Genomic DNA, 26,372 nt, shown 5'->3' on the forward strand with positions numbered 1-26,372 from the left:
CTCGGGTCGGTCCGGGCCGCCGAGTGCGTCGGTCAGTAGACCGGGCCCTCGGGGGTTGCATCCACCGGTACGTCCTCCGGCGTGCCCAGGGTCTTGCGGTCGCGCAGCACCCAGGCGAGAACCGCCGTGGCAATGACGGCGACAGCGGTGGAGAACAGGCCGAAGGGCTTGAAGAAGAAGGCCACGGAGACCACGATGACCGAGACGACCAAGGCGATCAGCGCCGAGCGCGGTGCCTTCTGGCTCACGATCGCCTGGACGACCACGGCACCCATGACGGTGGGCAGGATGTAGAACTGGATGGTCTGGACGATGTCGGTGGGAATCACGCTGACCAGCCAGGTGCCCAACAGTCCGACGAAGATGAACAGCGAGGCCAGGTGGACGGTGGCGGCACCGCAGATCGCGGCGACCGAGGCCAGCTCGCCCTTGCGGGTGCCGGGCTTCACGCCGATGGTGGCCTGGGCGATCATGGCCGCGGGCAGCAACTTGTTGGAGATGTTGCCGATCATGAATGCCTGGTACATGGACGAGGCGCCCAGGATCGGGAAGTAGGTCAGCGGCTCGACGATCCAGATGACGCCGAAGACCGCGGCCAGGGCGGCGAAGGCTGTGATGATGCCGGCGATTTCGATGTCGAGGCCGGCGAAGAAGACCAGGTACGCGGGGGCGGCCAGGGAGAAGAACAGGCCAATGATCATGGTGATCCGGCCCCAGCGCGAGGTGGTCTTGTCGAAGGCGCCGAGCGCCTGGTGGATTTCTGCTGCCTGGGTCATGATGTGCTCCTGGGAATCTTGGCTGCGATTAGAGGCGGGTGGCCGCGTAGGTGATGGCCAGGGAGAGGATGATGGCAATGCCCAGGGCCCATTCCTTGATCCAGGGCCGGTTGACCTTCTTGGCGATGACCATCAGGGCGGCCATGATCGCGGCCGAGGAGGCGAAGGCGACCACATGTATCCATGACTTGGGCAGTTCGCCAATGCCCAGCACCATGAAGGCGGCGACCATGGCGGCACCCGGGACCACGAGCATGATGGCCGGGTTGACCTTGCGCAGCGCGGAGTCGCCCTTCTTGAGCAGCGGGGTCAGGATGAGCGTGGCAATCATCCACATGGCCCCGCCCAGGCTCATGGCGGCCAGGGCCAGGCCAAAGACGGCCTGCGTGTAGGTGGGCCCGCCGAGTTCGGCACCGGCGGTGTTTGCTGCGATCGCCGCGGCGGCGGTCTCGTATGACACCGAGCCGATCAATCCGATGCGCACCAGCACCGCGGGAGTGCCAAAGACCGTCAGGAGGGCGACGGCAACCATGACCACTGCCAGCGAGGGGCCAAGTGCTGAGATGGCGCCGGCGCGGAAGCTGGTCTTCAGTTCGGCCTGGCTCATCCCGACGTGGGGTGCGGCGATCCGTGCGGCCTTCATGTAGATGACGGACTGGACGATGATGACCAGGAAGACGCCGATGGCGCAGGCCCAGAGGACCGGTGAATTGGCCACGGCGAGGATGTCGGTGGAATTGCTGTCCGCAGCTGTGGGCAATGCGGCTGGGAAGTTCATGGGGCTGGCCTACCGTTCATCGAAGGGTTCAAGGCGGAGGGTGCGGGTCGTGGTGTTCCCGGTTGCCACCGTGCCCGTTCTGTCCTGAACCTGAAAGATAAGCCGCTGCGCATGGCAGCGGCGTGCTTCGTCGGTGAGCCACCTATCCCGGCGGCTGCTCTCCAGAATTTCCTCACGCGGCTGTTCCTGGTACCTGAGAGATTGCGGGTGCTTGCCCCTTCGGTGCCCGAGTGGTGTCCGGGACTCTCCAGCCACGTGTGATCGGAAGACTATTTGGTTGTGTGCGGAAGCTTGTCCGCGTGCGATCAAGAATACTTGACGCGGGTCACAGTGGCTCCTTTGTTTCTCCCGACCGAACGGTCGTGAATCGATATTTTTGCGTCTGGCCATCGATGGCCTAAGGGGCCGAGAATGTGGCCAGGCCGGAAGATGCCTCGCGCATCGAATGGATTTCGGGTGGACAAGCATTCCCTCGAGATGAGCCGGTGGTTAGCCTTGAAAAAATGCATGGCGGCCTCGCCTGTCCACTTGTTATCGATCACCGGATGCGCACACCGGGGCCGGCTGCCCATCGAAGCGCCACACCCCGATTCCCGGCGGTTTCAAATATGTCTGTCAACAAAGACACCGCCAAGAAGTACATCGACGGATTAAACAATTCGGATCACGCCTAAATCCTCTCGTGCCTGACCGGCGACACTGAGTGGAGGGTCTTCGGCCACTTTCGGCTCAACGGCAAGGAAGTCTACGACCCGCGATCGCAAGCCCCGATTTCAGCGGACCACCGGTGCTGCACATAGTGCGCATTGTCGAAGGGGACGACGTGGTGATGACCGAGTTCTCCGGCAAGGTGCACTGCGCCAACGGCGAGGTCATACGCATGGCCATAGGCGAGGTCTTTGTGATGCGCGGTGCCTTGATCGCCGAACGCCGCACCTTCGTCATCGAACTGACCGAGAACGACTACAAATAGGCGCCGGATGAACCTGCTCTCAGCCTTGCTAGGCACGATATTTCCCAAGCCTCGTATCGCAGATGCCCTCCTGGGTGAGCAGTCAAGCGTTGCTATCAGCAACGTACCCCTTCAGCAGTGTTGAAGCTATCTGGGCTGCCGCTAAATTCGTTTCAACGAGTGGGCGATGAATGCTGGTGTTCAGATGATGACCAATTTCTCAACAGGATCTATCCGCCTCAATGGACTTAGACACACAACTGCCGCCTCGCTCATTTGTGTTGCATGTCTCACTGAGTAAGACGCATAATAATTCGCATGGTTGTTTCTCTCCCTCAGGTACCGGTCTCGATGGTCGATCGCATTGGTGTCATCCTCGAGACGTTTAATGTTGATGACCCGGTGTTGACGGGCTCGGAAATTGCGCGTCGTACGGGCCTGCCCAAGGCGACTGTCGCGCGAATACTCGTGGACCTTGATCGGCACGATTTCGTTGCCCACACCGAGTCCGGATACCAGATTGGCATGAAGTGTTTTGAATTGGGGGAACGGGCACAGCAGCCCAAGAACCTGCGCCGACTGGCTTTGGCCACCATGTCTGATCTTCGGCAAGCAACTGGTCTGACAGTGCAACTTGGCGTGCTTGATGGCTTGGATGTCGTATATATCGAGATCCTCCGCGGAAAGCACCGAGAGCTTCGTATTCCCTCACGAATCGGCGGGAGGGTGCCCAGTTATGCCACTGCTGGAGGCAAGGCGTTATTGGCCCACTCGGCCGTGGAAGTCCAGGAACTGGTCCTCAGTAGCGTCCTCACAAAAATCGGGCCTCGGACCATCGTCGATCCAAAAGAATTGGCCGCCCAATTGGAACGTACACGCCGGGAGGGTATTGCCTACGAGGTGGAAGAGTCCCATGTCGGTTTGTCGTGTGCCGCGAGCCCGATCCTTCGAAGCGATGGAACGGCTCTCGCGGCAATTTCAATAACCGCACCAGTAGGTAGCGTAGATATGCGCATTGTCGGGCCAGCCGTTCATGCCGCCACGCTCGGCTTGAACCGCCAGGTGCGGGCTACGCCCTACTGGGCAAGTCTCTAGCGTAGAACGTCCCGCTGAGTGGGACGATTTTTTGACTTCAACGACACGTGATCACAGGCTATTTCCTAGTCGCCGTGACAAACGTCACGAGCGACAAAATCGTTACGAGGAGTCGTTTGTGAAAGCCGCAGTCATGACAGAGCCCAATGTGCCCCTGAGGGTGACCGAGTTGGTCATTAGCGCGCCGGGCCCTGGGGAAGTCCGGGTCCGGATAGAGGCAGCAGGCGTGTGCCACAGCGACCTTCATTATATGAAGAACGATCTGGCCTGCAAGACGCCGATTGTCATGGGGCATGAAGGTGCTGGGATTGTCGAAGAACTTGGTGACGGGGTCCGAAGCGTGGCAGTGGGTGACAAGGTAATCATGACGTGGCGACCTCGATGCGGATCCTGCGAATACTGCTCTTCTGGTCGTCCGGCGCTTTGCACTCTGGGCAAGATCCACGCCGTCACTAATGGCTTGCTGCGCGGCGGTTCTCGCTTGGATCATGATGGCACGGCTGTCCATCACCTCATGGGTGTTTCCTGCTTTGCGCAAGAGTGCGTTGTCTCCGAAGAATCCCTCATCAAGGTTCCTAAGGAAGTTCCTTCAGCCATTGCGGCAATCGTAGGATGCGCCGTCGTAACTGGCATGGGTACGGTGCTCAACGGTATGCCGCATGCTGCCGGTGAATCCGTGCTTATTGTTGGTGCCGGCGGAGTCGGACTTTCGGCAGTCATTGGGGCAGCCGCAGTCGGCGCCTACCCCATCATCGTTGCCGATATCGACGACCAGAAACTTGATAAAGCGCGGGAGCTAGGTGCCACCCACACGATCAACAGCAAACTCGTGGACTTAGTTACTCAAGTTCTCGAGATCACTGAAACGGGAGTTCACTGGGCCATCGAAGCGATCGGGCGTGAAGAAACCATTACTGCGGCCGTTACCGCACTGCGTCCACGAGGCACCGCCTTCGTAATTGGACTGGGCAACCCGAATACCGACATCCGTTTCCCCCTGAATCAAGCGGTCCAACAGGAAAAGACCATCCGAGGAAGCTTGTACGGTTCCTCAAATCTCTCGGTTCAGATTCCACAAATCCTGCGGATGTACCTGGCCGGAAAACTGCCTCTGGACGCGATGCTGGGCAACAGCTTCGCGCTCGATGAGATCAACGAAGCTTTCGACGACTTGTCTGGCGGCGGCGCAGGCCGAGCCGTCATCCTCATGACTTAGCCAGCGCGACCTAATACGGCATAGGAATGCCACAGCGGCGTAGCTATGGCATTCCCTGATCACTCACACAGGAGTTCTAAATGTCAGCCCAAACATCTGCGGTGACCATCCAAGTCACCAATCAAGACCGAAAGCGCGCTCTCTGGGGCAGCGCGGTCGGAAGCACCATCGAATGGTACGACTATTTCCTCTACGGCACAATGTCGGGCCTCGTTTTCGGTCCGCTCTTCTTCCCCTCGGATAATCCAACCGCCAGCCAGATGCTCTCACTTGCATCGTTTGCTCTTGCCTTCTTCGTACGACCCATTGGCGGCATATTGTTTAGCCACATCGGTGACCGAATCGGCCGGAAGAAAACGCTGCTAGTCACCCTGACTATGATGGGCGCCGCAACTGTTGCTATTGGCCTGATGCCTACTTATGCAGCCATTGGTGTAGGTGCCCCCATCCTCCTGACAATCTTGCGCCTCATCCAGGGTCTGGCGTTGGGCGGTGAATGGGGCGGGGGGCTGTTGCTGGCCGTCGAATATTCTCCGAAGGAACGCCGAGGATTCTTCGGCGCAGTTCCGCAAACTGGTGCGCTCCTGGGACTGGCCTTGGGAAACATTGCCACGCTGGGCGCCGACGCACTTTTCCCCAAGGAAGCGTTCCTCACCTACGGATGGAGAATTCCGTTCCTGCTTTCTGCGGTTCTGCTTTTGGTGGGTTTGTGGATCCGACATCGAGTCGATGAAACCCCGTCCTTCCGTCAGATGAAACTTGCCGGCAACGAAAAGCGTATTCCGATCGTAGAAACGCTCAAGTACCACTGGCGATCGGTCCTCATCGCAACCGGTGCCAAGATTGTCGAGACATCTACGTTTTTCATTTTCGCGACGTTCACCGTCTCATACGCCATTTCACTGGGTTACGAACGGACCCCCGTACTAGCGATAATTCTGATCTGCTCGATACTCGGCGTCTTCTCCATGGTTAAATTTGGCGCGCTGTCCGACAAGATTGGTCGCAAACCGGTATTCATTGGTGGGTCCATCGCTGTTATGGCCTTCATCCTGCCTTACCTGTGGCTCCTGAACCAGAAATCGCTCATTCATTTGGCTATCGGTTGCTTCATTGGTTTCGCGATCATTTGGCCAAGTTATGGATCGCTCATCGGAACGCTCATTGCCGAGAGCTTCACTCCGGATATCCGCTACACGGGCGCTTCTTTGGGGTACCAGCTTGGTGCAGCGATCGCCGGTGGGCCCGCTCCGCTCATTGCAACGGCACTGCTGACCGCGTTTGCCGGCAGCTACGTCCCGGTCGGCCTGTTCGTTATGCTCTGTGGCGCCATTTCGGTCGTGGCAGTTTCATTCGCCAAAGAAAAGCGAAATCAAGAAATCGACTAATTTCTGCTGCAACCTTGGCTGAGGCCTGGGTGAAGCTCCTAAGAAAGGCAATCATGGCGCTCACACTTGAGACCATAAATGAAACATCGGCAGCCGCACTGGAACTCATTCTGGCAAAGGCGGAATCCTCCTTCGAGCCATGGGCCGGCACCACACTGACCGAGCGTTCAGAAGCATTGGAACTCATCGCCGATCGGCTCGACGAAGCCTCGGACGAACTCATCCAATTGGCAGTGGCGGAAACACACCTGGCCGAACCCCGTCTCCGGGGTGAACTGAAACGAACAACGTTCCAGTTGAGGCTCTTTGCCAAGCAGGTTCTCGGAGGAGAATTCCTGGATGCGCGAATTGACCATAAAGACGACGAGTGGCCCATGGGTGCTCCTCGTCCCGATCTACGCCGAACTATGCAGCCTCTTGGCCCAGTTCTCGTGTTTGCCGCCAGCAACTTCCCTTTTGCGTTCTCTGTCGCCGGCGGTGACACTGCATCTGCACTGGCCGCTGGTTGCCCCGTAGTGCTCAAGGTTCACCGCGGACACCCGGCGTTATCCCGCAAGACCGCGGATGTGGTTCTAACCGCACTCGTGGATGCAGGAGCGCCGGACGGAACCTTTGACATAATTTTTGGAACCCGAAATGGCGCTGAAGCGCTGGCGGATTCTCGCATCAAAGCTGGCGCGTTTACCGGGGGAATTCCAGGTGGTCGAACGTTGTTCGACATTGCCTCGGGACGTGCAGAACCAATCCCCTTCTATGGTGAAATGGGCAGCAACAACCCCGTATTCGTTACTCCGGCAGCAGCCGCGGAGCGTGGCGGATCCATCGCCCGTGAGTTCGTGACCTCCTTTACTCAGAGTGCGGGGCAACTTTGCACAAAGCCAGGAACTCTGTTCATACCGAGCGAGAGCGCAATTCTTGAAGAGCTTCGCAATATGAAACTTCCATCGGAAGCGCCCCTGCTCAATGAAGGAATTTTGGCTGCATTCTCCGATGCCAAAGAGAAGCTCGAGGGCCACGCCGGGGTACAACTACTGAACGAATCCAATTCACGAACGAGTGGCGATGCCCGGCCGATACTCTTTCACACCACCTTGGAGCAAATTCGCAGGGACCCAGAGTCGTTGCTTGCAGAGTGTTTCGGTCCGGCAGCACTGGTCATCACGTATGAAGACTCTTCGGAGCTCAGCGAAGTGGCAAGGCTCTACGAAGGTCAACTAACGGCTTCGATCCATGGCACTGATTCATGTGAAGTGGGATCCCTCTTGCAAGTGCTCTCACATAAGGCCGGACGAGTCCTCTGGAATCAGTGGCCAACGGGTGTTTCTGTCACTTACGCACAGCAGCACGGTGGCCCCTACCCAGCAAGCACCGCGGTGCAAAGCACCTCTGTAGGCACGGCGGCTATGGATCGGTTCCTCCGCCCTCTGGCTTTCCAAGGATTCCCTGAGCACCTCTTGCCAACCCATTTGCGGGAATCGAATCCCTTGGGAATTCCGCGACAAGTTAATGGCGAGGGTGATTGAAAGCTGATTGCCACAGCAAGAGTTTCTGACCGCGTGCCCTGAAGAGGCCGCATCCCCGAGCAGCAGCATCGCATTTGATTCGCGTTCGGCGTACCGTCTGGCCGATTCCGCTCACATCGGTGGAAGTCGCGGTCGTCCATGCGCCGTCAGCGATGCCGCGATGCTTCAACTGACAACAACCTAACAAGACCCGACGAAGCCGCCTGCGGAAGATCAGCATCTTCCGCAGGCGGCTTCTCCACGAAGAGGCATAACGTAGCACCCACGATGGGACCCATGAATTTCCTTTGCCTGCGTGGGATAAGTTCTAAGGAACGATTGGGTGGGCACGGCAAATGTCGAGCCCGCGGGGAAACAAAGGACGGCACACTTGACGATTCACAGTGACTATATGGGAAATGCACTGGAAATCGTCTCCGGTGCCCTCGCGGCGTTCACGGACCAGAAGCGCGCGGCGCGAACTGCGGCCGCAGGCTGGACGGGGTTGGCGGGACAACTCGACCACGCCCTGGGCAGCCCCGGGGTATCCACAGGTGTCGTTGGCCTCGCCGCGCAATTGCGCCAGTTGTGCTCCGCCACCGAAGACCTTGGCCTGTCCGAAGAGCAGAGCCAGCAGGCGCGCCGGCTGCAGGAAATCCACCAAGCCTGGGCGAACGGCACCGCCTTCACGGCAGCGGACATGCAACGCGCCCTGGAAACCAGCAGAGATTTCCTGGCCGGGCTGGATTTCGAACACTCGGCCGAGCAAGTGGCGGAACTGCTCCATTCCTCGGCCGCGGGCGACCATCCGCCAGCCTCCGTCCGGGGACCAAGCCACGGATCCATTTCGATCGACATCGCACACGGCAAGTCGGTCAACTACGCCACGGCACATACGCACACGCGCATCCTCGAGCGGGTGGTGCTGGAGAACCGCGCCGGCCAACCACGTTCGGTCCTGGTGACCGCCGTGGTGATGAGCGGGAACCTGCCGGTCTCCGCCGTGGCCGATCGCCGCCTGGAACTTCCTGCGGGTGTGAGTACCCTCCACGACCTGGATGTGGTGCTCGATCCGGCGGCCTTTGCCCTGATCGATTCGAGGCGCCCGGGCACGCTGATCGTGCGGGTGGCCGAAAACGGGAAGCTTGTTGCCGAGCAATCCGGTTCCATCGAGTTGCTGCCGGCGAGCCATTGGCCCGGGGCCGGAACCCAGGCCAACGCCGAACTGCTGGCGGCGTTCGTGCAACCGCAGCACCCGTTGCTCACCGCGCTTCTTTCCGAGGCCGGCGACATTTTCCGTGCCCGCACCGGCACCGGGAACCCCGACGCCGGACTCGGCGGATCCGAACGGGTCGATGCGTCGGTCGAGTCGATCTTCGAGGTGCTTGGCACCCGCGGCATCCGCTTCGGGTCCCCGCCGGCGAACTGGGACCTGGCCGATCTGGGCGGGCAATACCTCCGCGGTGCCCAGGAGGTCCTCACCGAGCGTGTTGGTTCCTCACTGGAAACCACGCTGCTGTTCTCCGCGCTGCTGGAAGCCGTGGGCATCAATTCGGTGATCTGGCTGGCCAAGGACCATGCCTTCCTGGCCTATTGGCGCACCCCGGAGGGGGCATTACCCAGCAGCAGCCTCGATGCCGAGGGCGCCGGGGCACTGGCAAACCTGGTGGCGGCCGGCCACCTGCGCATCGTGGAGAGCACCGCCATCACCACCGACCGGCGTTCCCCCCTCGCCGAGTCCTCCGCCGCAACCATGCACGACCATGCCCGGGGTGCAGCTGCCGAAGAACACCTGGTCTTCGCCATCGACATCCGCGCCTCGAGGCGCAGCGGGATCACCCCGCTGCCTGCCCGCGGGCTTTCGGAGAGCGGCCGGCCGGTCGTCATCGAGTACAAGGCGGCGGCCCCGGACACCCTGGCGCGCTTCTTCAAGGAAAAGTCCGAGCGACAACGCTCGGCCCCGGTCTCCGCGGGCAAGCCGGCACCACCGCGCATCACCGCCTGGAAAAACGGGCTGCTGGATCTGTCCCTGCGCAACCGCCTGCTGAACTTCACCGAACGCGCGCGCTTCCCGCTGGCGGTTCCGGAATCCGTGGTGGACGGATTCGAGGACCTGGTCAACAACGGGCGGGCCATCGAGCTGCTGCCCGCCGACGAGATTTCCGCCCTGGATGCCCAGCGCTACACCGCGGGCCCGTCGCTTCCGGTCGAGCGGCGCATCGAGCTGCTGCTGAACCGCGGGAAGGTCTACACCCGGTTGGAGGCGGACCGCTACCTGACCCGGCTTCGCAGGATGGCCGGTGACGCCAAGCGGATCGTCGAGGAGAACGGCGCCAACAACCTGTACCTGGCCGTGGGGTCGCTGAACTGGTCGATGGACGGGCGGGCGTTGCGCTCTCCCCTGTTCCTGATTCCCGTGCGCCTGTTGCCGGCCGGGCGCGGAAAGCACTACCGCATCGAAATCGACGAGACCGGCACCTCCACCCCGAACTACTGCCTGAGCGAGAAGCTGCACGAGCAGTTCGGCCTGCGCATCCCCGGGTTCGAGGACCCGATGCGCGACGAATCGGGCATCGACCTGGCCGCCGCACTCGCCGCACTGCGCGAGGCGCTGGTGGCGGCCGGGCTTCCCTTCCACGTGGAGGGGACCGTGGACCTGGCGATCCTGCAATTCGCGAAGTTCCGCATGTGGCGCGACCTGGACGAGAACTGGGAAACCTTCATGGACGCCCCGCTGGTGCGCCACCTGGTGCAGAGCCCGACCAGCGAATTCATCGACCCGGCAGGCACCGAAGCCGAGCCTGTCATTGACCTGGACCGGCTTGCCGCCCAACTCCCGGTGCCGGCCGACGCCTCCCAGCTCGAGGCCGTCGCCGCCGCCCGGGCCGGGCGGACCTTCGTGCTCGAGGGACCTCCGGGCACCGGGAAGTCCCAGACCATCACCAACCTGTTGGCCCACGCCATGGCCAACGGGCAGCGGGTGCTCTTCGTGGCGGAGAAGCGTGCCGCGCTCGAGGTGGTGGCCAAGCGCCTGAACGAGGTGGGGCTGGGGGAATTCGCCCTGGACCTGCATGACAAGGGATCCTCCCCGAACGCGGTGCGCGCACAGATCAAGGCGTCCCTCGACCACCTGGTCTTTGCCGACACCGCGGGGATGAAACTGGCCACCGGCGACCTGGAAACCTCGGTCCGCCGCCTGGGCGGCTACGCCCATGGCCTGCACGAAGCGAACCCTGCCGGCTACTCCGCCTACGGGGCACACAACGTGGCGCTGTCCATGGATCCCGACATCGCCGCCCTGCCGATCCCCGAGGCCTTTGCCGCGCTGGCCGGCGAGGCCGAGGTTGCCGCGGTGCGCGAGGCGTTGCTCCAGCTTCCGGACACCGCCCAGCCGGCCAACCCGCGGTTCGAGCACCCCTGGGGATTCATTGGCGGCCCGCTCACCGACGACCAACAAGCCGCCCTTCGGGGATCCGCGGGCGCCCTGGAACACGCCATGTCCCAGGCGGCCGCCGCACGAAACGACGACGGCGTTGCCGCCCTGGTCGATGGCGCCGCGGCACCGGAACGCCTGGTGAACCTGGCCGACCTGCTCACCGCCGCAGTCCCGCTGCCGGTGCTCGATGCCGCCGCCACCTCCGCTTGGCAGGAACGCTCCGCCGCATTGCTGGCCGAAGCCACGGAACTGGCGCAATGCCTGGATTGGCTGCCGAACCTTGTCGTACCCGCGGTGTTGGAAAACGACCTTTCCCCGGCCCATGCGGCGGCGACCGAGGCCAACAAATTCGGCTTCCTCGGCATTGGACGAAAAAAGCGTCGGCTGCGGGTCATCGCCGAACACTTCGGCCCGCAGTGGAAGGGCACCGACGACGACGCCAAGAACCTTGTGTCCATCATCGAGTCGTTGATCGAGGCCCGGGCCCGGTGCGCAAAACTCGTGGGAGGCCTCGGGGAACTGTCGGGCCTGGAGCCGAACGCGCACTGGAATCCCTTTGTTGACGGCGACATCGCCTCGGTGGCCGGGCAGCGCGAGCAACTGGTGCACCTGGCCGGGCTGCTCTCCGAAGCCGGGGCCACGGAAGCCGATGACCGGTATGCAACCTTGCTGCGCGAGGTGCTGGGCCGGAGCGCTCCGCTGCCTGCCGCGCTCGTTGGGGAACTGCGCGAGGTTGCCGCGGCCTGGGAGGCATTGCGCGATGCGGTCCCGCGCGAAACCCACACACCGTCCCCCTGGAGCGACACACCGGGATTCCTGGGCAGGTTCTTCCGTAGCTCCGAACAGCGCGGCACCGGGAGCCAAGCCCAACGGGACCTGAAACGCTGGAACGCGTTCATGGAAAACCTCGAGCCCCTCAAATCCCACGGGCTCGAGGCCGCCTGGGAACAACTGGCCACCGGGGCATACCCGGCAGGTGATGCGTTGCGCGGATTCATGCGCGGCACCGCCGAATCCGCCCTGGTCGAAAGGCTTGCGGCCAACGGATTCGATGCCTTCAATTCCGAGGCCCAGGCCCGGACCGTCCAACGGTTCGCCTCATCCTCGACGGCACTGCGCAAGCACGTGGGCAAGTCCCTGCCCGAGGCGATCAGCCGGCAGCGTGCGGAAAAACTGAAGAGGGCCGAGAGCCGCATGGGGGAGCTGGCGCGGCAGCTGGAGCGCCGCCGCGGAGGGCTGAGCGTGCGCAGGCTCATGGACTCCTATGGGGACCTGGTTACCAGTATCCTGCCGTGCGTGCTGGTCAGCCCCGACTCCGCCGCCCGGTTCTTCCCGCCGCGGGCCGGGGAATTCGACATCGTGGTCTTCGACGAGGCCTCGCAGATCCGCGTCGCCGACGCCATTGGCACCCTGGGCCGGGCCAAGTCGGCGGTCATCGTGGGGGACTCCAAGCAGATGCCGCCCAGCTCCTTTGCCGAGGTGTCCATCGACCCGCAGGACGATGGGGAATCAGAGCTGCTGGTCGCCGACGAGGAATCGATCCTCTCCGAGGCCGTCATGGGCCGGGTTCACCGCCGCTGGCTGTCCTGGCACTACCGCAGCCAGGACGAATCCCTGATCGCCTTCAGCAACAAGCACTACTACGCCGGCAAGCTCTCTTCCTTCCCCTCCCCGCGCCACGGGGCAGCACGGACGGGAATCGACGGCTACGGCATTTCCCTTCGCCGGGTCCAGGGCACCTTCCACCGCACGGGTGCCGCCGGCATCCTGCGCACCAACCCGGTGGAGGCCGGGCACATCGTCGCGGAGATCAAGGGGCGCTTCGATGCCTCACCGGAAGCCGTCCCCTCCATCGGCGTGGTCACGTTCAACGCACCGCAGCGCGACCTGGTCGAGTCCCTGCTGCGCGACCATGCGGACGAACGCCTGGGTGCCGCGTTGGATGCACAGGACGAAGGCCTGTTCGTGAAGAACCTGGAAAACGCGCAGGGCGACGAGCGGGACGTGATCCTCTTTTCCACGGCCTTCAGCGCCAACGAGCGTGGGCGGCTGCCGTTGAACTTCGGCCCGCTGAACAACATCGGCGGGGAACGCCGCTTGAATGTTGCGGTGACCCGCGCCCGGCGCCAGGTCATGGTGTTCACCAGCTTCGACCCGGCCGACCTGCGCGCCGAGGAATCCTCGGCGTTGGGCATCAAGCACCTGCGCGCCTACCTGGACCTGGCCGCCGAGGGCACACATGCCCTGGGCAACGGCTCGCTGGCCGCGATCGCGCGTGACCGGCACCGCGAACAGGTGGCCGCGGCCCTGCGGGGACGCGGCCACCGGGTTCACACGAATGTCGGGCTTTCGGACTTCAGGATCGATGCGACGGTGGCGCTTCCCGATCGTCCGGACGAGCCATTGATGGCGATCCTGCTCGATGGCGAACCCTGGGCGGCCCGGAAGACCGTGGGAGACCGCGACGGCTTGCCGCAGGAGATCCTGGGCAACCTGCTGGGCTGGGAATCCGTGGCGCGGATCTGGCTGCCGGCCTGGCTCCAGGATTCCGAAGCGGTCCTCGACTCCCTCGAAGCCGAACTGGCAAAGGCTTCCAAGGTTCGGATGTCCAGGGAAGCGGCGCCACACAAGGTTTCCTCGAACAAGCGAAAAACCGAAACCGCGGCCTTGGTGGCAAACGATGTTCCGGAGGCGGAAGCCGAGGTGCAGCCGCGCGGCTATCCGGGCAAGGCCGTGCCGTTCACGTCGTGGGCTGCCCGCCTCGCGGGAACCGTCGATGAACTCGAGAACCTGAAGAGGGCAGCGGGCAAGCGAAAGGCCGCCGCGCTGCTGGCCGAGATCGTGGAAGCGGAAGGGCCGATCCAGCAACGGCGACTGGCCAGGCTGGCCATCAACGCCTACGGCCTGGGCAGGGTATCAGCGGCCCGGGAAAAGTCGATGCTGGCGGCCCTGGACAAGAAGTCCTTTGCCATCGACGCCGACGGGTTCATCTGGCCCCCCGGGCGGGAAGGGGCCCGGTGGCTGGATTACCGGACCGACTTCGCGGCACACGGCCTGGATATCGAGGAGATCAGTCCCCGGGAGATCGCCAATCTCATGTGTGCGCGGGCGTCCCTCGCCGGGGAATCCGGAGTCGAGGAGCTCAAGCGCGAGGCCATGGGGATCCTGGGGTACGGGCGCATGACCGGGAAGGTATCGGCATGGCTGCAGCAGGGGTTGGAACTCGCGGTGCGTGAGCAGCGCCTGGAATCCGTGGCCGGGCGGATCCGTCCGACCGCCTAATCGCAGGGTCGTGGGTCGGGGCACGCCCGAATGCCTTGTTACGTGGTGGAGCGCTCGTAGGGGATCTTTTCCCCGGCCGCAATGGCGACCTTCAGGCGGTTCTCCGCCGGTGGCAGCGGGCAGGTAGCCAGGTCGGTGAACGCGCAGGGCAGGTTCACCGCCCGGTTGAAGTCCAGGACGACGCTGCCGTCGGGGCCCGGCGCCTCGACGTGCAACGAGCGGTTGGCGGCATAGGTGGTCTTGCCCGAGGTGGCGTCGGTGAACAACACGTTCAGCGATCCGTCCGCGTGCCCGTTGAAGGCGGTGAGGACGTGGGTGGTGCCGTCGAGTTCGAAGGAGACCTCGCCGGGGGCCTGGTAGATAAGCTCAATGCCCTCGCCCGCCGCGCCTACCCGTGTCGGGCGGGGTTCGGCGAAACGGCGGAAGGTACCGTTCACGCGCCACCGCTCATCCGCCGCATAGGTCGGGACGCCGTTGAAGTCCTGCAGCAGCGGGTTTTGCGGGTGCCGCGGGCGCAGGATGTATCTGCCGCCACGCTTGGCGGCCTCGATGACGGTTTCGCCGTGGCCCACCTCAAAGCCTTCGCGTTCGGCGATGCTGCCCAGTCGTTGCAGGCCGGTGACCGCGACACCGTTGAAGAGCAGGGTCTCGTTCTTGGCCAGATCCACATAGAGCCAGTCGTCGTGGACCCACCACTGTCCCGGGAGCCCCTCGAAGCGCGTGGCATCGCCGGTGACCCAGTGCAGGGCGGTGACGGCAAGGAACTCGAAGGGTGCCGACAGCGACTGCAGGCGGTGTTGGTGCCAGCTGCGCCAGTCCGCGGCAAACCCGGCGGAATCTCGTTTATCCGGCACGATGGGGGCAAGCGTCGCTGCTGTCATGGGGGTCTCCTCCGTTTCTGCCGCGAACCGGGCCGCTTCGGAAACGGACGGAACGGGGCATGGTGTGTGCAGATTGGGCGGTTTTTCACCGGTGGTGCAGGGCGGTGGTCCATGGACATCGTTGCACCGTGAAGATTTGCCGTCGAGCGCCGGGGACGCGGAGGGTCATGATGCTTTACCCAAGGACATATATAGCCCAGCGGGGGCAGGTTTTCCTGCGACGTGAAGCGAAATATTACGCAGCGCGGACCCGGTGTTGGGACGTTGCTGCCGATTACCGGGAAATGGTCGATCGCCGGAGCAACCGTGAAAGCATTGTCAGCCCAAGCAATATAGACGCAAAAACACATAATTGATGACCAAATTTGTCATGGACACTACATAGATTCGCGTCCCATAATGGGGGGACAAAGCTAGTGGCGCACAGCACCTGTGCCTTGAAGGAGAGCCATGAACCAGAATCCGGACAGCAAGTGGGACCAGGAAGTGGATCTCCTGGTCCTTGGAACCGGAGCGGCAGGTCTTTCGGCGACGTTGACCGCAGCGGCACAGGGCCTCAACGTCCTGGCCTTGGAAAAGACCGAGTACTTAGGCGGAACCACGGCTTATTCGGCGGGCACCTGCTGGGTGCCCAACAACCGCTTCCAGCGCGAAGACGGAAACCTGGATGACTACGCGCGTGCCGTGCGCTACCTCGATGCCGTGGTGGGGGACAAGGCCCCGCGCGAAAGCCGCATGGCTTACCTGGACGCCGCGCCAAAGATGCTCGACGAAATGCACGACCTTGGAGTCAGGTTCCTGCGCTCGCCGGCCGTGGTCGACTACCACTCGGAAATGCCCGAAACCGGCCAGACGGGCCGGGCGCTGGAACCAGAGCCGTTCGACGGACGCCACTTGAGCGCCTCCGATTTCCGCCGCGTCCGTCCTCCGGTGCCGGAGTTTGCCCTCATGGGCGGCACCCTGATGCTGCGCCGCCCCGACGTCGCCGCGCTGCTCAAGCTCTACACCGGCTCGCTGGCCGAGCGCGGCAAGGCCGTGATGCTGGCCGCCAAGCTCGGGCTCCAATGGGCCCTCGACCGGCTGACCCGCCCTCGCGGCACCCGGCTGGTCATGGGCAACGGGCTGGTGGCCCGGCTTTTCCACGAATCCCGGAACCGCGGTGCGCAATTCCTCTTCGGAGCCCACACCACAGAGCTGCTCACGGAGGCCGGACGCGTCGTCGGGGCCGTGGTCGTGCACAACGGCAAGACGCTGCGCATCCGCGCCCGCCAGGGCGTGGTGCTGGCGGCGGGAGGCTTCTCCCACAATCCGGCACTGCGCGAAAAGCTCATGCCAAAGCCCACCCCGCGCTACTCGAGGGCCGGGGAAGGTGCCACAGGCGACACCCTGGCGCTCGCCGAGAAGGCCGGCGCCGCGCTGGGGCGGGACGACGGGGAAAACGCGCTGTGGTTCCCCAGCTCCATCGGCCGACGCGCGGACGGTTCCGAGGTGGTCTTCCCGCACATCTGGGACCGGGCCAAGCCCGGCGTCATCGCCGTGGGAGCCGCCGGCACGCGCTTCGTGGACGAGTCCGTCTCCTACCACCGCTTCGTGCGCGCCATGTTCGATTCCCCGGAAGCCGAGGCCGTGCCGGCCTGGTTGGTCGTCGACTCGCGCACCCTGGCCAAGTACGGACTGGGCATGATCACCATGCCGCACCTGCCTAGGGTCGCCCTGCGGCGCTACATAAACGACGGATACCTCTACGAGGCCCCAACCCTGGGCGATTTGGCCCGGCAGATCGGTGTGGACGCCGCGGGCCTTGAAGCCACGGTGCAACGCTACAACGGCTTTGCCGCCACCGGTGTGGACGAGGACTTCCACAAGGGCGAGCTGCTCTTCGGCCAGGTGGCCGGGGATCCCGCCCACGGCCCGAACCCGAACATCGGCCCGGTGGCCGAGGGCCCGTTCTATGCCATGGCCGTGGTGCCGACCCCGCTGGCCACGTCCTATGGCATCGAAACCAACGCAAACGGGCAGGCGCTGAATGCGGAGGGCGAGCCGGTGGCCGGGCTCTACGCCGCCGGAAACGACGCCGCCTCGGTCATGGGATCGGAATATCCCGGGGCCGGGGTCCAGGTGGGTGCCGGCATGGCCTTTGGCTGGGCGGCCGCACGCCACGCGGCAGGCGGCGACCGTGCTGCGGGTAGTCTGGAGAAGCTCAAGGCCAAGTAGGAACGCGCGGAGGTCGACATGGAAATTCGGTGGTTGGAAGCCTTTATCGCGGTTGCCGAGGAATTGCACTTCGGCAACGCGGCAGTGCGGCTTCGCATGGCCCAGTCGCCCCTGAGCCAGACCATTCGCAAGCTCGAGCGCTCACTGGGGGCCGAGCTCTTTGTGCGCAGTACCCGCTCCGTGGAGCTGACCACTGCGGGGCATGCGTTGCTTCCGCATGCCCGCGAAGTCCTTGAGCAATTGCGCATCGCGGCGCAGGCCGTCAAGGTGCCCGAGGGGCGGGTGTACGGAAGCCTGGCCCTCGGATTCACCGGGGTGCTCAACCACCTCTCCCTGCCGCCCCTGACCCGCGCCTTGCGCAAGACGTACCCGGACATCGAACTCACCCTGGTGGGGCGGGTGATGACCCAGGATGCAGTGCACCAACTGGATTCCGGGGCCCTTGACCTTGCCTTTGTCGGGCTGCCGGTGGATTCGACCCGGATCAATTCCAGATTGCTCGCCCAGGAGGCCTTCGGCGTGGTGCTCCCAACCGAGCACCCGCTGGCAACCGGGGCAGCCGTGGACCTGACCGACCTTGCGGACGATCAATTCATCACGCCGCCATTGGCTGCGGGTTCGGCCCTGCACGAGTCCACCATCAGGGCCTGCGCCGATGCCGGATTCTATCCGCAGGTGGCCCAGGAGGTCAGCGACCCCTACATGATCATGATGCTGGTGGCCGCCGGCATCGGCGTCGCCCTGCTGCCCGAGGGCATCGCCGCCTTCGTGCCGCCCGGAGCCGTGTACGTTCCGCTGAGCGGCGTCCCCCGCTACATGAACCACGGGCTGGCGTGGTCGACCAGGCCGGGGTCCCTGGCGCGTGAGGCCTTTCTTGAGCTGAGTGAAAAGGTGCTTCCGTCACCGGAAATGATTGTGTAGTTTTCACACATTGTCTATGTGCAATTAGGTCGTGGACATAATAAGTGCGCGGGGTCACACTTGATGAAGTTCCTCCATCGGGGGAGAGAAAGGATCATCATGAACACCACGACCCCCACCGCCCGAGTTGCCCGGCCCAAGGCCGGGCCGCAGGCTCGGCGCGCAGCGCTCTCCGGATTCCTGGGAAGCACGCTTGAGTACTACGACTTCTTCATCTACGGCTCCGCCGCCGCCCTGGTTTTCTCCCACGTCTTCTTCCCAGCGGATGGAGCGAACGCGGTCCTGCTGTCCATATCCACCCTTGGCGTCGCGTACGTCGCCCGCCCGCTGGGCGCGGTCATCTGGGGGCACCTGGGCGACAGGTTCGGCCGGAAAAACACGCTGATGGCGGTGCTGGTGCTCATGGGCCTGTCCACCTTCCTGATCGGCTGCCTGCCAAGCTACAACCAGATCGGCATCTTCGCCCCGATCCTGCTGGTGGTCCTGCGCCTCTTCCAGGGCCTGTCCGCCGGCGGCGAGTCCCCGGGCGCCGCGTCGCTGTCCATGGAACACGCGCCGGATGACCGCCGCTCGTTCTTCGCCAGCTTCACCATGAGCGGGATCATGTTCGGCATTGTGCTGGCGACCTTGGTCTTCATCCCGGTCGCCTCGATGCCCGACGAACAGCTCTGGAGCTGGGGCTGGCGCATCCCGTTCTGGATCAGCATCTTCCTGACCTTCTTCGCCTTCTGGATCCGCCGCCACCTCGAAGAACCGGAGGTCTTCGAGGAGGTCAAGGAGTCCAACGAGGTTGCCAAGATCCCCTTCATCGAGCTCTTCAAGCACCACTGGACCGCCGTTGTCCGGGTCATGCTCTCCTCGACCTTCGCGATGATCAACACCATCGTCAACGTCTTCGCACTGGCCTTCGCCGTGGAACACAACGGCATCGAACGCACCACCATGCTCGCCGCGATTGCCGCCGCAAACTTCGCCGCGGTGCTGACCCAGCCGCTCTATGGACACCTGGCCGACAAGATCGGGCGCAAACCCGTCTTCATCGGCGGCGTCCTGGGCGCCGGGGCCATGATCTTCGTCTTTTTCAACGCCATCGGCACCGGCAATGTGGCCCTGATCTTCATTTCCTCGATCATCCTCATGGGTGGTCTGTATGCCGCGCCGAACGGTTCCTACATGGCATCCTTCCCGGAGCAGTTCCCGGCCACCGTCCGCTACTCCGGGATGGCCATCGGCCTGATGCTTGGCCTGCTGGTCTCGGGCTTCACCCCGGCCATCGGCACCATGATGACGGCCGGCGACACCTCCAACTGGATGCCGGTGGCCATCATGTGCGCAGGATTCACGGTGCTCTCGGCGATTGCCTTCGCCACCGGGCCGGAAACGTACAAGATCCCCACCGCGCAGCTGGGCCTGACCCGCGCCGAACGCAATGCGCTGGGGAACAAGTGAGCATCCGCACGCACCGCGTCGGGCTGATCGGCAACGACCTGGGAACCTCGCTTTCCCCGGCGATCCACCAGGGGGAGGCCGCTGCGCTGGGCCTGGCCGGCTTCAGCTACGAGGCCATCGACCTGGCCGGGATCCCGGAGCCGGACCTGGGCCGGGTGCTGGCAACCGCCATCGCCGACGGCTTTACCGGATTCAACGTCACACACCCGCACAAGCAGGCGATCATCCCGTTCCTGGATGACGTCGCCCCGGACGCCGCCGCGCTGGGAGCGGTCAACACCGTGGTGATCGACAACGGCCGGCTGGTCGGCCACAACACCGACAGGACCGGATTCCTGGCCGGGCTGCGCCGCAGCCTGCCCGAAGGCTCGGGGCACCACTCGGTGGTTCTCTTCGGGGCTGGCGGAGCCGGTTCGGCCGTCGCCGCCGCGCTGCTGGATTACGGAGTGGACCGGCTGCGGATCATCGACACCGACCATGGGCGGCGGGAGCAGCTGCGCCGGCTGCTGGTGCGAAGTTTGCCCGAGGGCAGCGCTGCAACCGTCGAGATCGCGGGCACCGAGATGGCCGAGGCCTGGGTGGGTGGGGCACAGGGAATCGTGAACGCAACCCCGATCGGGATGGAGCACATCCCCGGGACCCCGTTTGACCCCTCGTGGCTGACTGGATCGCAGTGGGTGGCCGATGTCATCTACCGGCCCGTGGTGACCGATCTTCTCGCCGCGGCGGCGGACCTCGGCTCACCGGTGGTTCATGGCACCGCCATGCTCGTCGAGCAGGCCGCCGACACCTTCGAGCTGGTCACCGGCCGTTCGCCGCGGCGGGAGAGGATGCGCGAGAGGCTTGCGGGCCTTCTGGCCTCGGCGAAACCGTAGGGGCTGCACGTTTGTAGACTGGTCTTCGGTGGTTACGCAGGGAGGTGGAGGGATCATGGCGAATTCCCGTTCCGGGGAATCGGTCGTCGACCGGATCGTGAAGCTGCTCAGTGCCTTTGAGCGCTCCACCCCGGTGTTGACGATGAGTGAGCTCTCCCGCGCCACCGACCTCCCCACCAGCACCACCCACCGGCTGGCCGGCGAGCTGTTGGCCGCCGGCTTCCTGGACCGCGACGAAGAGGGCCGCTTTGGCATCGGGGTGAAAATGTGGGAGCTGGCCGCCCGCTCCAACCCGGTGGAGGAATTCCGCCGCCGCGGCCTGCCGGTGCTCGAGGGCATCCATGAGGCGGTTCGCCAACACGTCTCGCTGTCCATCCCCAGCTTCGAGGACTTCACGGTGCTCTACCTGGAGCGCCTGGACAAGCTGGGTGCCGCGGTGAATCTCGCGGAGGTCGCGGGGCGGCTGGACATGCACTCGACCTCCGCCGGGTTGTGCATGGTGGCGCATGCGCCGCACCGGATCCAGGACGAGCTCCTGGCCGGCGCGTTGGCGCAGTCGACCCCGCGCACGGAGACCAACCCGGCCCGCGTCCGGGCGCACCTGGCACAGATCCGTGAGCGCGGATTTTCCCGGCTGGCCGGGGTCCTGGTCAAGGAGAACGCCGCCTACTCCGTGCCGGTGTTCGGCATGGGCAACGAGGTTATTGGGGCGATCACCGTGGTCACCCCGCTTCTCGAGGAAGACCCCAACCTGATTATCCCGGTACTGGTGGCCGCCGGGCGTTCGCTCTCGCGTTCCATGGGTTCCGAACAGCGTCCCTACGGGTCGCGCAGCTGGCTTCCCCGGGGCAAGTAGCGGCACGCGGCCAGGCCGCCGGAGTGCGCCCCGCCTGTCGCGGCCGAAGGCACTTTCCCATTGGACGGGAAAGTGTGGCGGTGGGGTTCGGAAGCTTCCTAAGGTTGTAATCCAGCGCACGAGATGGGCATCACTATCATCTCCATCGAGCCGGGCAGCTCCCGCGACCCACACCCCGGCCGTCGCCGCTGATGCCCACCGAGCAGACTCCCCGCATTTTCCTACGTTCCCCCAGGAGGGCCCCCATGCCCCGCACACAGAATGACCCCGCCACCCACGTGCAGGATCGCGCCAATGATGAGGTCTTGGCACCGGAACCGGTGCGCAGCCCGCGCAAGGCCGCCCTGGCATCCTTCCTGGGATCGACGCTCGAGTACTACGACTTCTTCATCTACGGCACCGCCGCGGCACTGGTCTTCAACAAGCTGTTCTTCCCGGATGCCGACCCGGCGGTCGCCCTGCTGGGTTCGATGGCCACCTTCGGCGTCGGCTACCTGGCCCGACCGCTGGGCGGCATCGTGATGAGCCACGTGGGGGACCGCGTGGGGCGCAAACAAGCGCTGATGATCACGCTGCTGATCATGGGCGTCGCCTCCCTGGGCATCGGGCTGCTGCCCACCTACGAACAGCTCGGCTGGTGGGCCACCGGCCTGCTGATCCTGGGCCGGCTGGCCCAGGGATTCTCGGCCGGAGCCGAGGCCGCTGGCGCCTCCACGCTGACCGTGGAGCACTCCCCGGAAGGCAAGCGCGGCTTCTACACCTCGTTTGTCATGACCGGATACGCCTCCGGAATGGTGCTCTCGACGCTGGTGTTCATCCCCATCGCCGCGCTCCCCGAAGACCAGCTGATGAGCTGGGGCTGGCGGATCCCGTTCCTGCTCTCGGTGGTCGTGCTGGCCGTGGCCTACTGGGTCCGGACACACCTGGATGAGACCCCGGTCTTCGAGGAAGAAATCAAGGCGGGAAACTCCGGCGCCAAGCAGAAGGCCCCGGCCCTCATCGTGCTGCGCACCCAGTGGCGCGACGTGCTGCGCATCGTGTTCATCACCATGTACGCCGTCATGCAAACCATCTTCACCGTCTACGCCCTGGCCTATGCCACCGGCCCGCAGGTCGGCATCGACCGCACCACCATGCTGGTCATCAGCGCGGTGACAGTCGGGCTGTCGATCTTCACCATCCCGCTGGCCGGCCACCTTTCGGACCGCTTCGGGCGCAAGCCGGTGCTGCTCATTGGAATGCTGGGCTGCTCCGTGACCATCTTCGGTTATTTCTGGGCCATCGGCGAGCAGAACATCGTCTTGATCTTCGTCTTCGGCCTGCTGAACATGTCGGTCTTCTACTCGGCCTGGAACGGCGTGTGGACGGTGTTTTTCCCGGAGATGTTCGCCGCCCCCGTGCGCTACTCGGGCATGGCCATCGGCAACCAGTTCGGCCTGGTCCTCACCGGCTTCGCCCCGGCCGTGGCCACCCTGCTGACCGGTCCGGGCGAATATGGCTGGCTGCCGGTGGCAATCTTCGCCGTCAGCTGCGCGCTGGTCTCCGCGATCTTCGTGATGACCGCCCGGGAAACCGCGTTCACCCCGATCGAGGAGCTGGGCACCGGCAGCTGGGCACGCGCCAACTAGCGTCACCCCTGGCCCGCCAACCCCTCGCCGGATGGCGAGGCAACCAGTAAATGTGCAAGTGGAATCGATGTTTTCGAACGTGCTTCCCATTCAACAGGCAACCTGACCACGTGTCCTGCGCCACTTCCTAGAGTTGAATCCATGCACGGCGGGCAACCGCGAAGCACCCGACAGACCCCAACAGAAAGGCCTGGACCATGTCCGGATCCACCACCGCATCCACCCCGCGCTTGCGCGTGGGCATCGTGGGATGCGGCAACATCAGCCGCAACCACCTCGAGGCCTTCACCTCCCTCGGGAATGTGGAGGTCATCGGGGTCTGCGACGTCGACATCACCCGCGCGCAGGCCACCGCCAAGTCTTGGAACCTCGCCCACGCGGTGGACTCGGTCGACGCCCTGCTGGCGCTGGGCCTGGACATCGTCTCGGTCTGCACCCCGCACCCGACCCACGAGGAAGTGGTCCTGGCCGCCGCGGCTGCGGGCGTGAATGTCTTGTGCGAAAAGCCGATTGCCGTGGATGTTGCCTCGGCGGAACGCATGGCCAATGCCTGTGCGACCGCCGGGGTCAAACTCGGTGTGCTCTTCCAGCGCCGCTTCTGGCCCGCGGCCCGCGCCCTGCGCGAGGCAATCGACGACGGCACGCTCGGCGCACCGGTCATGGGCCAGGTCTCGGTGCTGCTGCACCGCGAACCGGAATACTACTCAGCCGACGCCTGGCGCGGCACCTGGGCGAATGACGGCGGCGGGGTGCTGATGACCCAGGCCATCCACTACATCGACCTACTGCAGTGGTACATGGGCCCTGTCGCCGAAGTCTACGGGGCGATCAACACCTTCAAGCACGCAGCGAACATCGAAGTCGAGGATTCGGCCTCCGCGGTGCTGAGGTTCACCAGCGGGGCGATCGCCACGCTGACCGCCTCCACCGCCGCAAACCCGGCACTCGGGGTGCAGATCCGCATCACCGGTGCCACCGGAGCCACCGCGGAGCTGAGTGAATTCCCCGAGGGCAGCGACGGGCGCCTGACCATCATGGCCGCGGGCGACACGGTGGCCAGCACCCCGGCGCACCCGGCCGACGCCGTCGCCAACGTCGGGCTGGCCGGCATCAACGCCGCGCTGATCCCGCACCACCGCGAACAGATCGCGGAGTTCGTCCACGCCGTGACCCACTCGCACGACCCGGCCGTCACCGGGCAAGACGCCACCAACGCGTTGCGCATCCTGCTGGCGATCTACAAGTCGGCACGCACCGGGGAGCCGGTGCGCTTCGCACCATTCCCGACCAATGTCCCCACGGCCCCCGATGCTGTCGTGGCCCGGCTCGATTCCATCACCCCGGTCGCCTAGGCCCCGGCCCCATTCGTTTCCCACCCCCATGATTTGAGCGAGAACATGACAAGCACAACCCAGCAGATCGGCCTGGCCCAGCTTTCCCTGGTGGGCACCGCCCCGCCGCAATTGGTGCGCATCGCCGCCACCGCGGGCTTCGATTTCATCGGCGCCCGGGTCCGCCCGGTCACCTCCGCCGAACGCGCCTACGACCTGCAGCCGGGTTCGGCGATGCTCGCCGAAACGCTGCGTGCCGTGAAGGACACCGGGGTCGGGATCATGGACATCGAATTCCTGCTGCTCGACGGCACCGACCAGCGCACCGCCTGGCGGGCAATGATGGAAGCAGGCCAGGCGCTGGGCGCAAACAGCCTCACGGTCGCCGCCGCGCTCACCGACCACGACAAGCTGGCCGAAATCCTGGGGCAGATGGTCCGCGACGGTGACGACTTCGGCATCGTCCCGACCCTGGAGGTCATCTCCTACCAAAGCGTCAACTCGCTGCCCCTGGCGGCGAACCTGGCCCGGGACACCGGCTGCAAGCTCGTGGGCGACACCCTGCACCTGAGCCGGGTCGGCACCACCGACGAGCAGCTGCTTGAACACGCCGGGCTGATCCCGATGCTACAGCTCTGCGACGGCCCGGCCGTGGCCCCGGCGGACCGTGACGGCCTGGTCCATGAATCGCGCTCCGAGCGCGGGGTCCCGGGCGACGGTGACTTCCGCCTCGCCGAGATGGTCGCGGCCCTCCCGGCCGATCTCCCATTGAGCGTCGAGGCCCCTTCGGACTCCACGCTCGCACGCCTCGGCGAACAGGGCTGGGCCAACACGCTCAAGGCCGGAGCCGATTCCGTCGTGGCGGCCGCCAATGCGCTGCGGGCCGCGGCCCTGCTCCCGCAGTCCAAGTGAAGTCTCGAGAGGCCAACACCATGAACACCACCAACACCGCGGCAGCGGATCTGGAGATTGCTCCCGGCGTGCGGGCCCCCATGCTCGGTCTGGGGACCTGGCCGCTGCTCGGCGAGGAAGCCGCCGACAGCGTCGCCCGCGGCATCGCCAACGGCTACCGCCACCTCGACACCGCGCAGAAGTACGGCAACGAGGACGCCGTCGGCGAAGGCATTCGCCGCAGCGGCATGGCCCGCGAACAGCTCTGGGTCACCAGCAAGCTCAGCCTGCCGGGCCACTCCCGCGCCGGCGCCATCCAGAGCTACGATGCGGCGCTGAAGCGCATGGGCCTGGACTACCTGGACCTGTTTTTGGTCCATTGGCCCAACCCGCAACTCGGCGGCTACGTCGAGGCCTGCCGCGGCCTGCAGGACCTGGTGGACGCCGGACGCCTGCGCGCCTGGGGCGTGTCCAACTTCAAGGCCACCCACCTGGACGAGGTGCTGGCCGCGGGGCTGAAACCGGCCATCAACCAGATCCAGGTTGACCCGCAGCACCTGCAGAAACCCTTGCTGGAGGCCAACGCGGCACGCGGCATTGCCACTGCGGCCTACAGCCCGCTGGGCCGCGCCGGGGATTTCCTTCTTGATCCTGCCATCACCGGCCCGGCAACCGCACACTCCAAGACCCCGGCCCAAATCGTGCTGCGCTGGCACCTTGACGCCGGCCGCCTTGCGGTGCCGAAGTCGGCCAGCGACGCACGCCAGCGCGAGAACCGCGAGGTCTTCGACTTCAGTCTCACTCCCGCCGAACGCGCGGGGATCGACGCCCTGGACACCGGGGCCGGACCGCGCCTGGACTCCGACGAATACGGCCATTAGGCCCGGGACTTCACCTTCCC

General features: G+C 64.6%; 19 protein-coding genes and 1 riboswitch. Of the genes, 16 read left to right on the forward strand and 3 right to left on the reverse strand.

The genetic code is table 11. The features are described 5' to 3' along the window. Positions 1-32: 32 nt before the first annotated feature. Entirely contained in the window at positions 33-776 is a 744-nt protein-coding gene (locus J2T21_RS04840) for a hypothetical protein (RefSeq protein WP_307579044.1), read from the reverse strand. 28 nt (positions 777-804) lie between these two features. Beyond that, the gene (locus J2T21_RS04845; RefSeq protein ID WP_307579045.1) at positions 805-1,554 is read right to left on the reverse strand and encodes a DUF5058 family protein; all 750 of its coding nucleotides are present in this window, start codon (positions 1,552-1,554) and stop codon (positions 805-807) included. A gap of 170 nt (positions 1,555-1,724) precedes the next feature. Continuing rightward, a riboswitch (glycine riboswitch) is annotated at positions 1,725-1,815 on the reverse strand. A 152-nt stretch (positions 1,816-1,967) separates the two neighbouring features. Here J2T21_RS04845 and J2T21_RS04850 point away from each other — a divergent pair. The 7 genes from J2T21_RS04850 to J2T21_RS04880 all read left to right on the forward strand — a co-directional run bounded on the left by J2T21_RS04850 (position 1,968) and on the right by J2T21_RS04880 (position 14,425). Continuing rightward, on the forward strand, positions 1,968-2,228 hold the full coding sequence (locus J2T21_RS04850) for a hypothetical protein (protein WP_307579047.1): 261 nt from the start codon (positions 1,968-1,970) through the stop codon (positions 2,226-2,228). Between the two features lie 125 nt (positions 2,229-2,353). After that, the gene (locus J2T21_RS04855) at positions 2,354-2,527 is read left to right on the forward strand and encodes a hypothetical protein (protein WP_307579049.1); all 174 of its coding nucleotides are present in this window, start codon (positions 2,354-2,356) and stop codon (positions 2,525-2,527) included. Between the two features lie 297 nt (positions 2,528-2,824). After that, positions 2,825-3,601, forward strand: a complete 777-nt coding sequence (locus tag J2T21_RS04860) for an IclR family transcriptional regulator (protein WP_307579051.1) — start codon at positions 2,825-2,827, stop codon at positions 3,599-3,601. A 133-nt stretch (positions 3,602-3,734) separates the two neighbouring features. Then, positions 3,735-4,817, forward strand: coding sequence for a zinc-binding dehydrogenase (locus tag J2T21_RS04865; RefSeq protein ID WP_071214527.1), 1,083 nt, complete (start codon positions 3,735-3,737; stop codon positions 4,815-4,817). 80 nt (positions 4,818-4,897) lie between these two features. Then, entirely contained in the window at positions 4,898-6,205 is a 1,308-nt protein-coding gene (locus J2T21_RS04870) for an MFS transporter (protein WP_307579053.1), read from the forward strand. A 53-nt stretch (positions 6,206-6,258) separates the two neighbouring features. Further along, positions 6,259-7,728 (forward strand): aldehyde dehydrogenase (NADP(+)), encoded by a 1,470-nt coding sequence (locus tag J2T21_RS04875; protein ID WP_307579055.1) that lies wholly within the window; start codon positions 6,259-6,261, stop codon positions 7,726-7,728. Positions 7,729-8,119: 391 nt separating this feature from the next. Continuing rightward, the gene (locus J2T21_RS04880; protein ID WP_307579057.1) at positions 8,120-14,425 is read left to right on the forward strand and encodes a DUF4011 domain-containing protein; all 6,306 of its coding nucleotides are present in this window, start codon (positions 8,120-8,122) and stop codon (positions 14,423-14,425) included. Between the two features lie 38 nt (positions 14,426-14,463). On the opposite strand, the gene J2T21_RS04885 is transcribed toward J2T21_RS04880, so the two are convergent. After that, on the reverse strand, positions 14,464-15,306 hold the full coding sequence (locus tag J2T21_RS04885) for a DUF1684 domain-containing protein (protein WP_307579059.1): 843 nt from the start codon (positions 15,304-15,306) through the stop codon (positions 14,464-14,466). Between the two features lie 450 nt (positions 15,307-15,756). On the opposite strand from J2T21_RS04885, the gene J2T21_RS04890 reads away from it, so the two are divergent. From J2T21_RS04890 to J2T21_RS04930, 9 genes are all read left to right on the forward strand, one after another. Then, positions 15,757-17,520 (forward strand): FAD-dependent oxidoreductase, encoded by a 1,764-nt coding sequence (locus J2T21_RS04890; protein WP_307579061.1) that lies wholly within the window; start codon positions 15,757-15,759, stop codon positions 17,518-17,520. Between the two features lie 33 nt (positions 17,521-17,553). After that, positions 17,554-18,441 (forward strand): LysR family transcriptional regulator, encoded by an 888-nt coding sequence (locus J2T21_RS04895; protein ID WP_307579063.1) that lies wholly within the window; start codon positions 17,554-17,556, stop codon positions 18,439-18,441. Between the two features lie 99 nt (positions 18,442-18,540). Continuing rightward, positions 18,541-19,890, forward strand: coding sequence for an MFS transporter (locus J2T21_RS04900; RefSeq protein ID WP_307579065.1), 1,350 nt, complete (start codon positions 18,541-18,543; stop codon positions 19,888-19,890). Continuing rightward, on the forward strand, positions 19,887-20,765 hold the full coding sequence (locus J2T21_RS04905) for a shikimate dehydrogenase (protein ID WP_307579068.1): 879 nt from the start codon (positions 19,887-19,889) through the stop codon (positions 20,763-20,765). Before J2T21_RS04900 ends, J2T21_RS04905 begins: the two co-directional genes overlap by 4 nt. A gap of 55 nt (positions 20,766-20,820) precedes the next feature. Further along, positions 20,821-21,621 (forward strand): IclR family transcriptional regulator, encoded by an 801-nt coding sequence (locus tag J2T21_RS04910; RefSeq protein ID WP_307579070.1) that lies wholly within the window; start codon positions 20,821-20,823, stop codon positions 21,619-21,621. Positions 21,622-21,866: 245 nt separating this feature from the next. Continuing rightward, positions 21,867-23,249 carry an MFS transporter gene (locus J2T21_RS04915; RefSeq protein ID WP_307579072.1) on the forward strand — a complete coding sequence of 461 codons (1,383 nt, stop codon included), beginning with the start codon at positions 21,867-21,869 and terminating at the stop codon, positions 23,247-23,249. A gap of 197 nt (positions 23,250-23,446) precedes the next feature. Beyond that, positions 23,447-24,601: a Gfo/Idh/MocA family protein gene (locus J2T21_RS04920; RefSeq protein WP_071214312.1), complete on the forward strand. Its 1,155-nt coding sequence runs from the start codon at positions 23,447-23,449 to the stop codon at positions 24,599-24,601. 45 nt (positions 24,602-24,646) lie between these two features. Next, a complete protein-coding gene (locus J2T21_RS04925; RefSeq protein WP_307579076.1) occupies positions 24,647-25,492 on the forward strand; it encodes a sugar phosphate isomerase/epimerase family protein in 846 nt (281 codons plus the stop codon). 20 nt (positions 25,493-25,512) lie between these two features. Next, positions 25,513-26,352: an aldo/keto reductase gene (locus J2T21_RS04930; protein ID WP_307579078.1), complete on the forward strand. Its 840-nt coding sequence runs from the start codon at positions 25,513-25,515 to the stop codon at positions 26,350-26,352. The last annotated feature ends 20 nt before the right edge of the window (positions 26,353-26,372 follow it).

The sequence above is a fragment of the Paeniglutamicibacter psychrophenolicus genome, assembly GCF_030812255.1.
Classification (GTDB): domain Bacteria; phylum Actinomycetota; class Actinomycetes; order Actinomycetales; family Micrococcaceae; genus Paeniglutamicibacter; species Paeniglutamicibacter psychrophenolicus_A.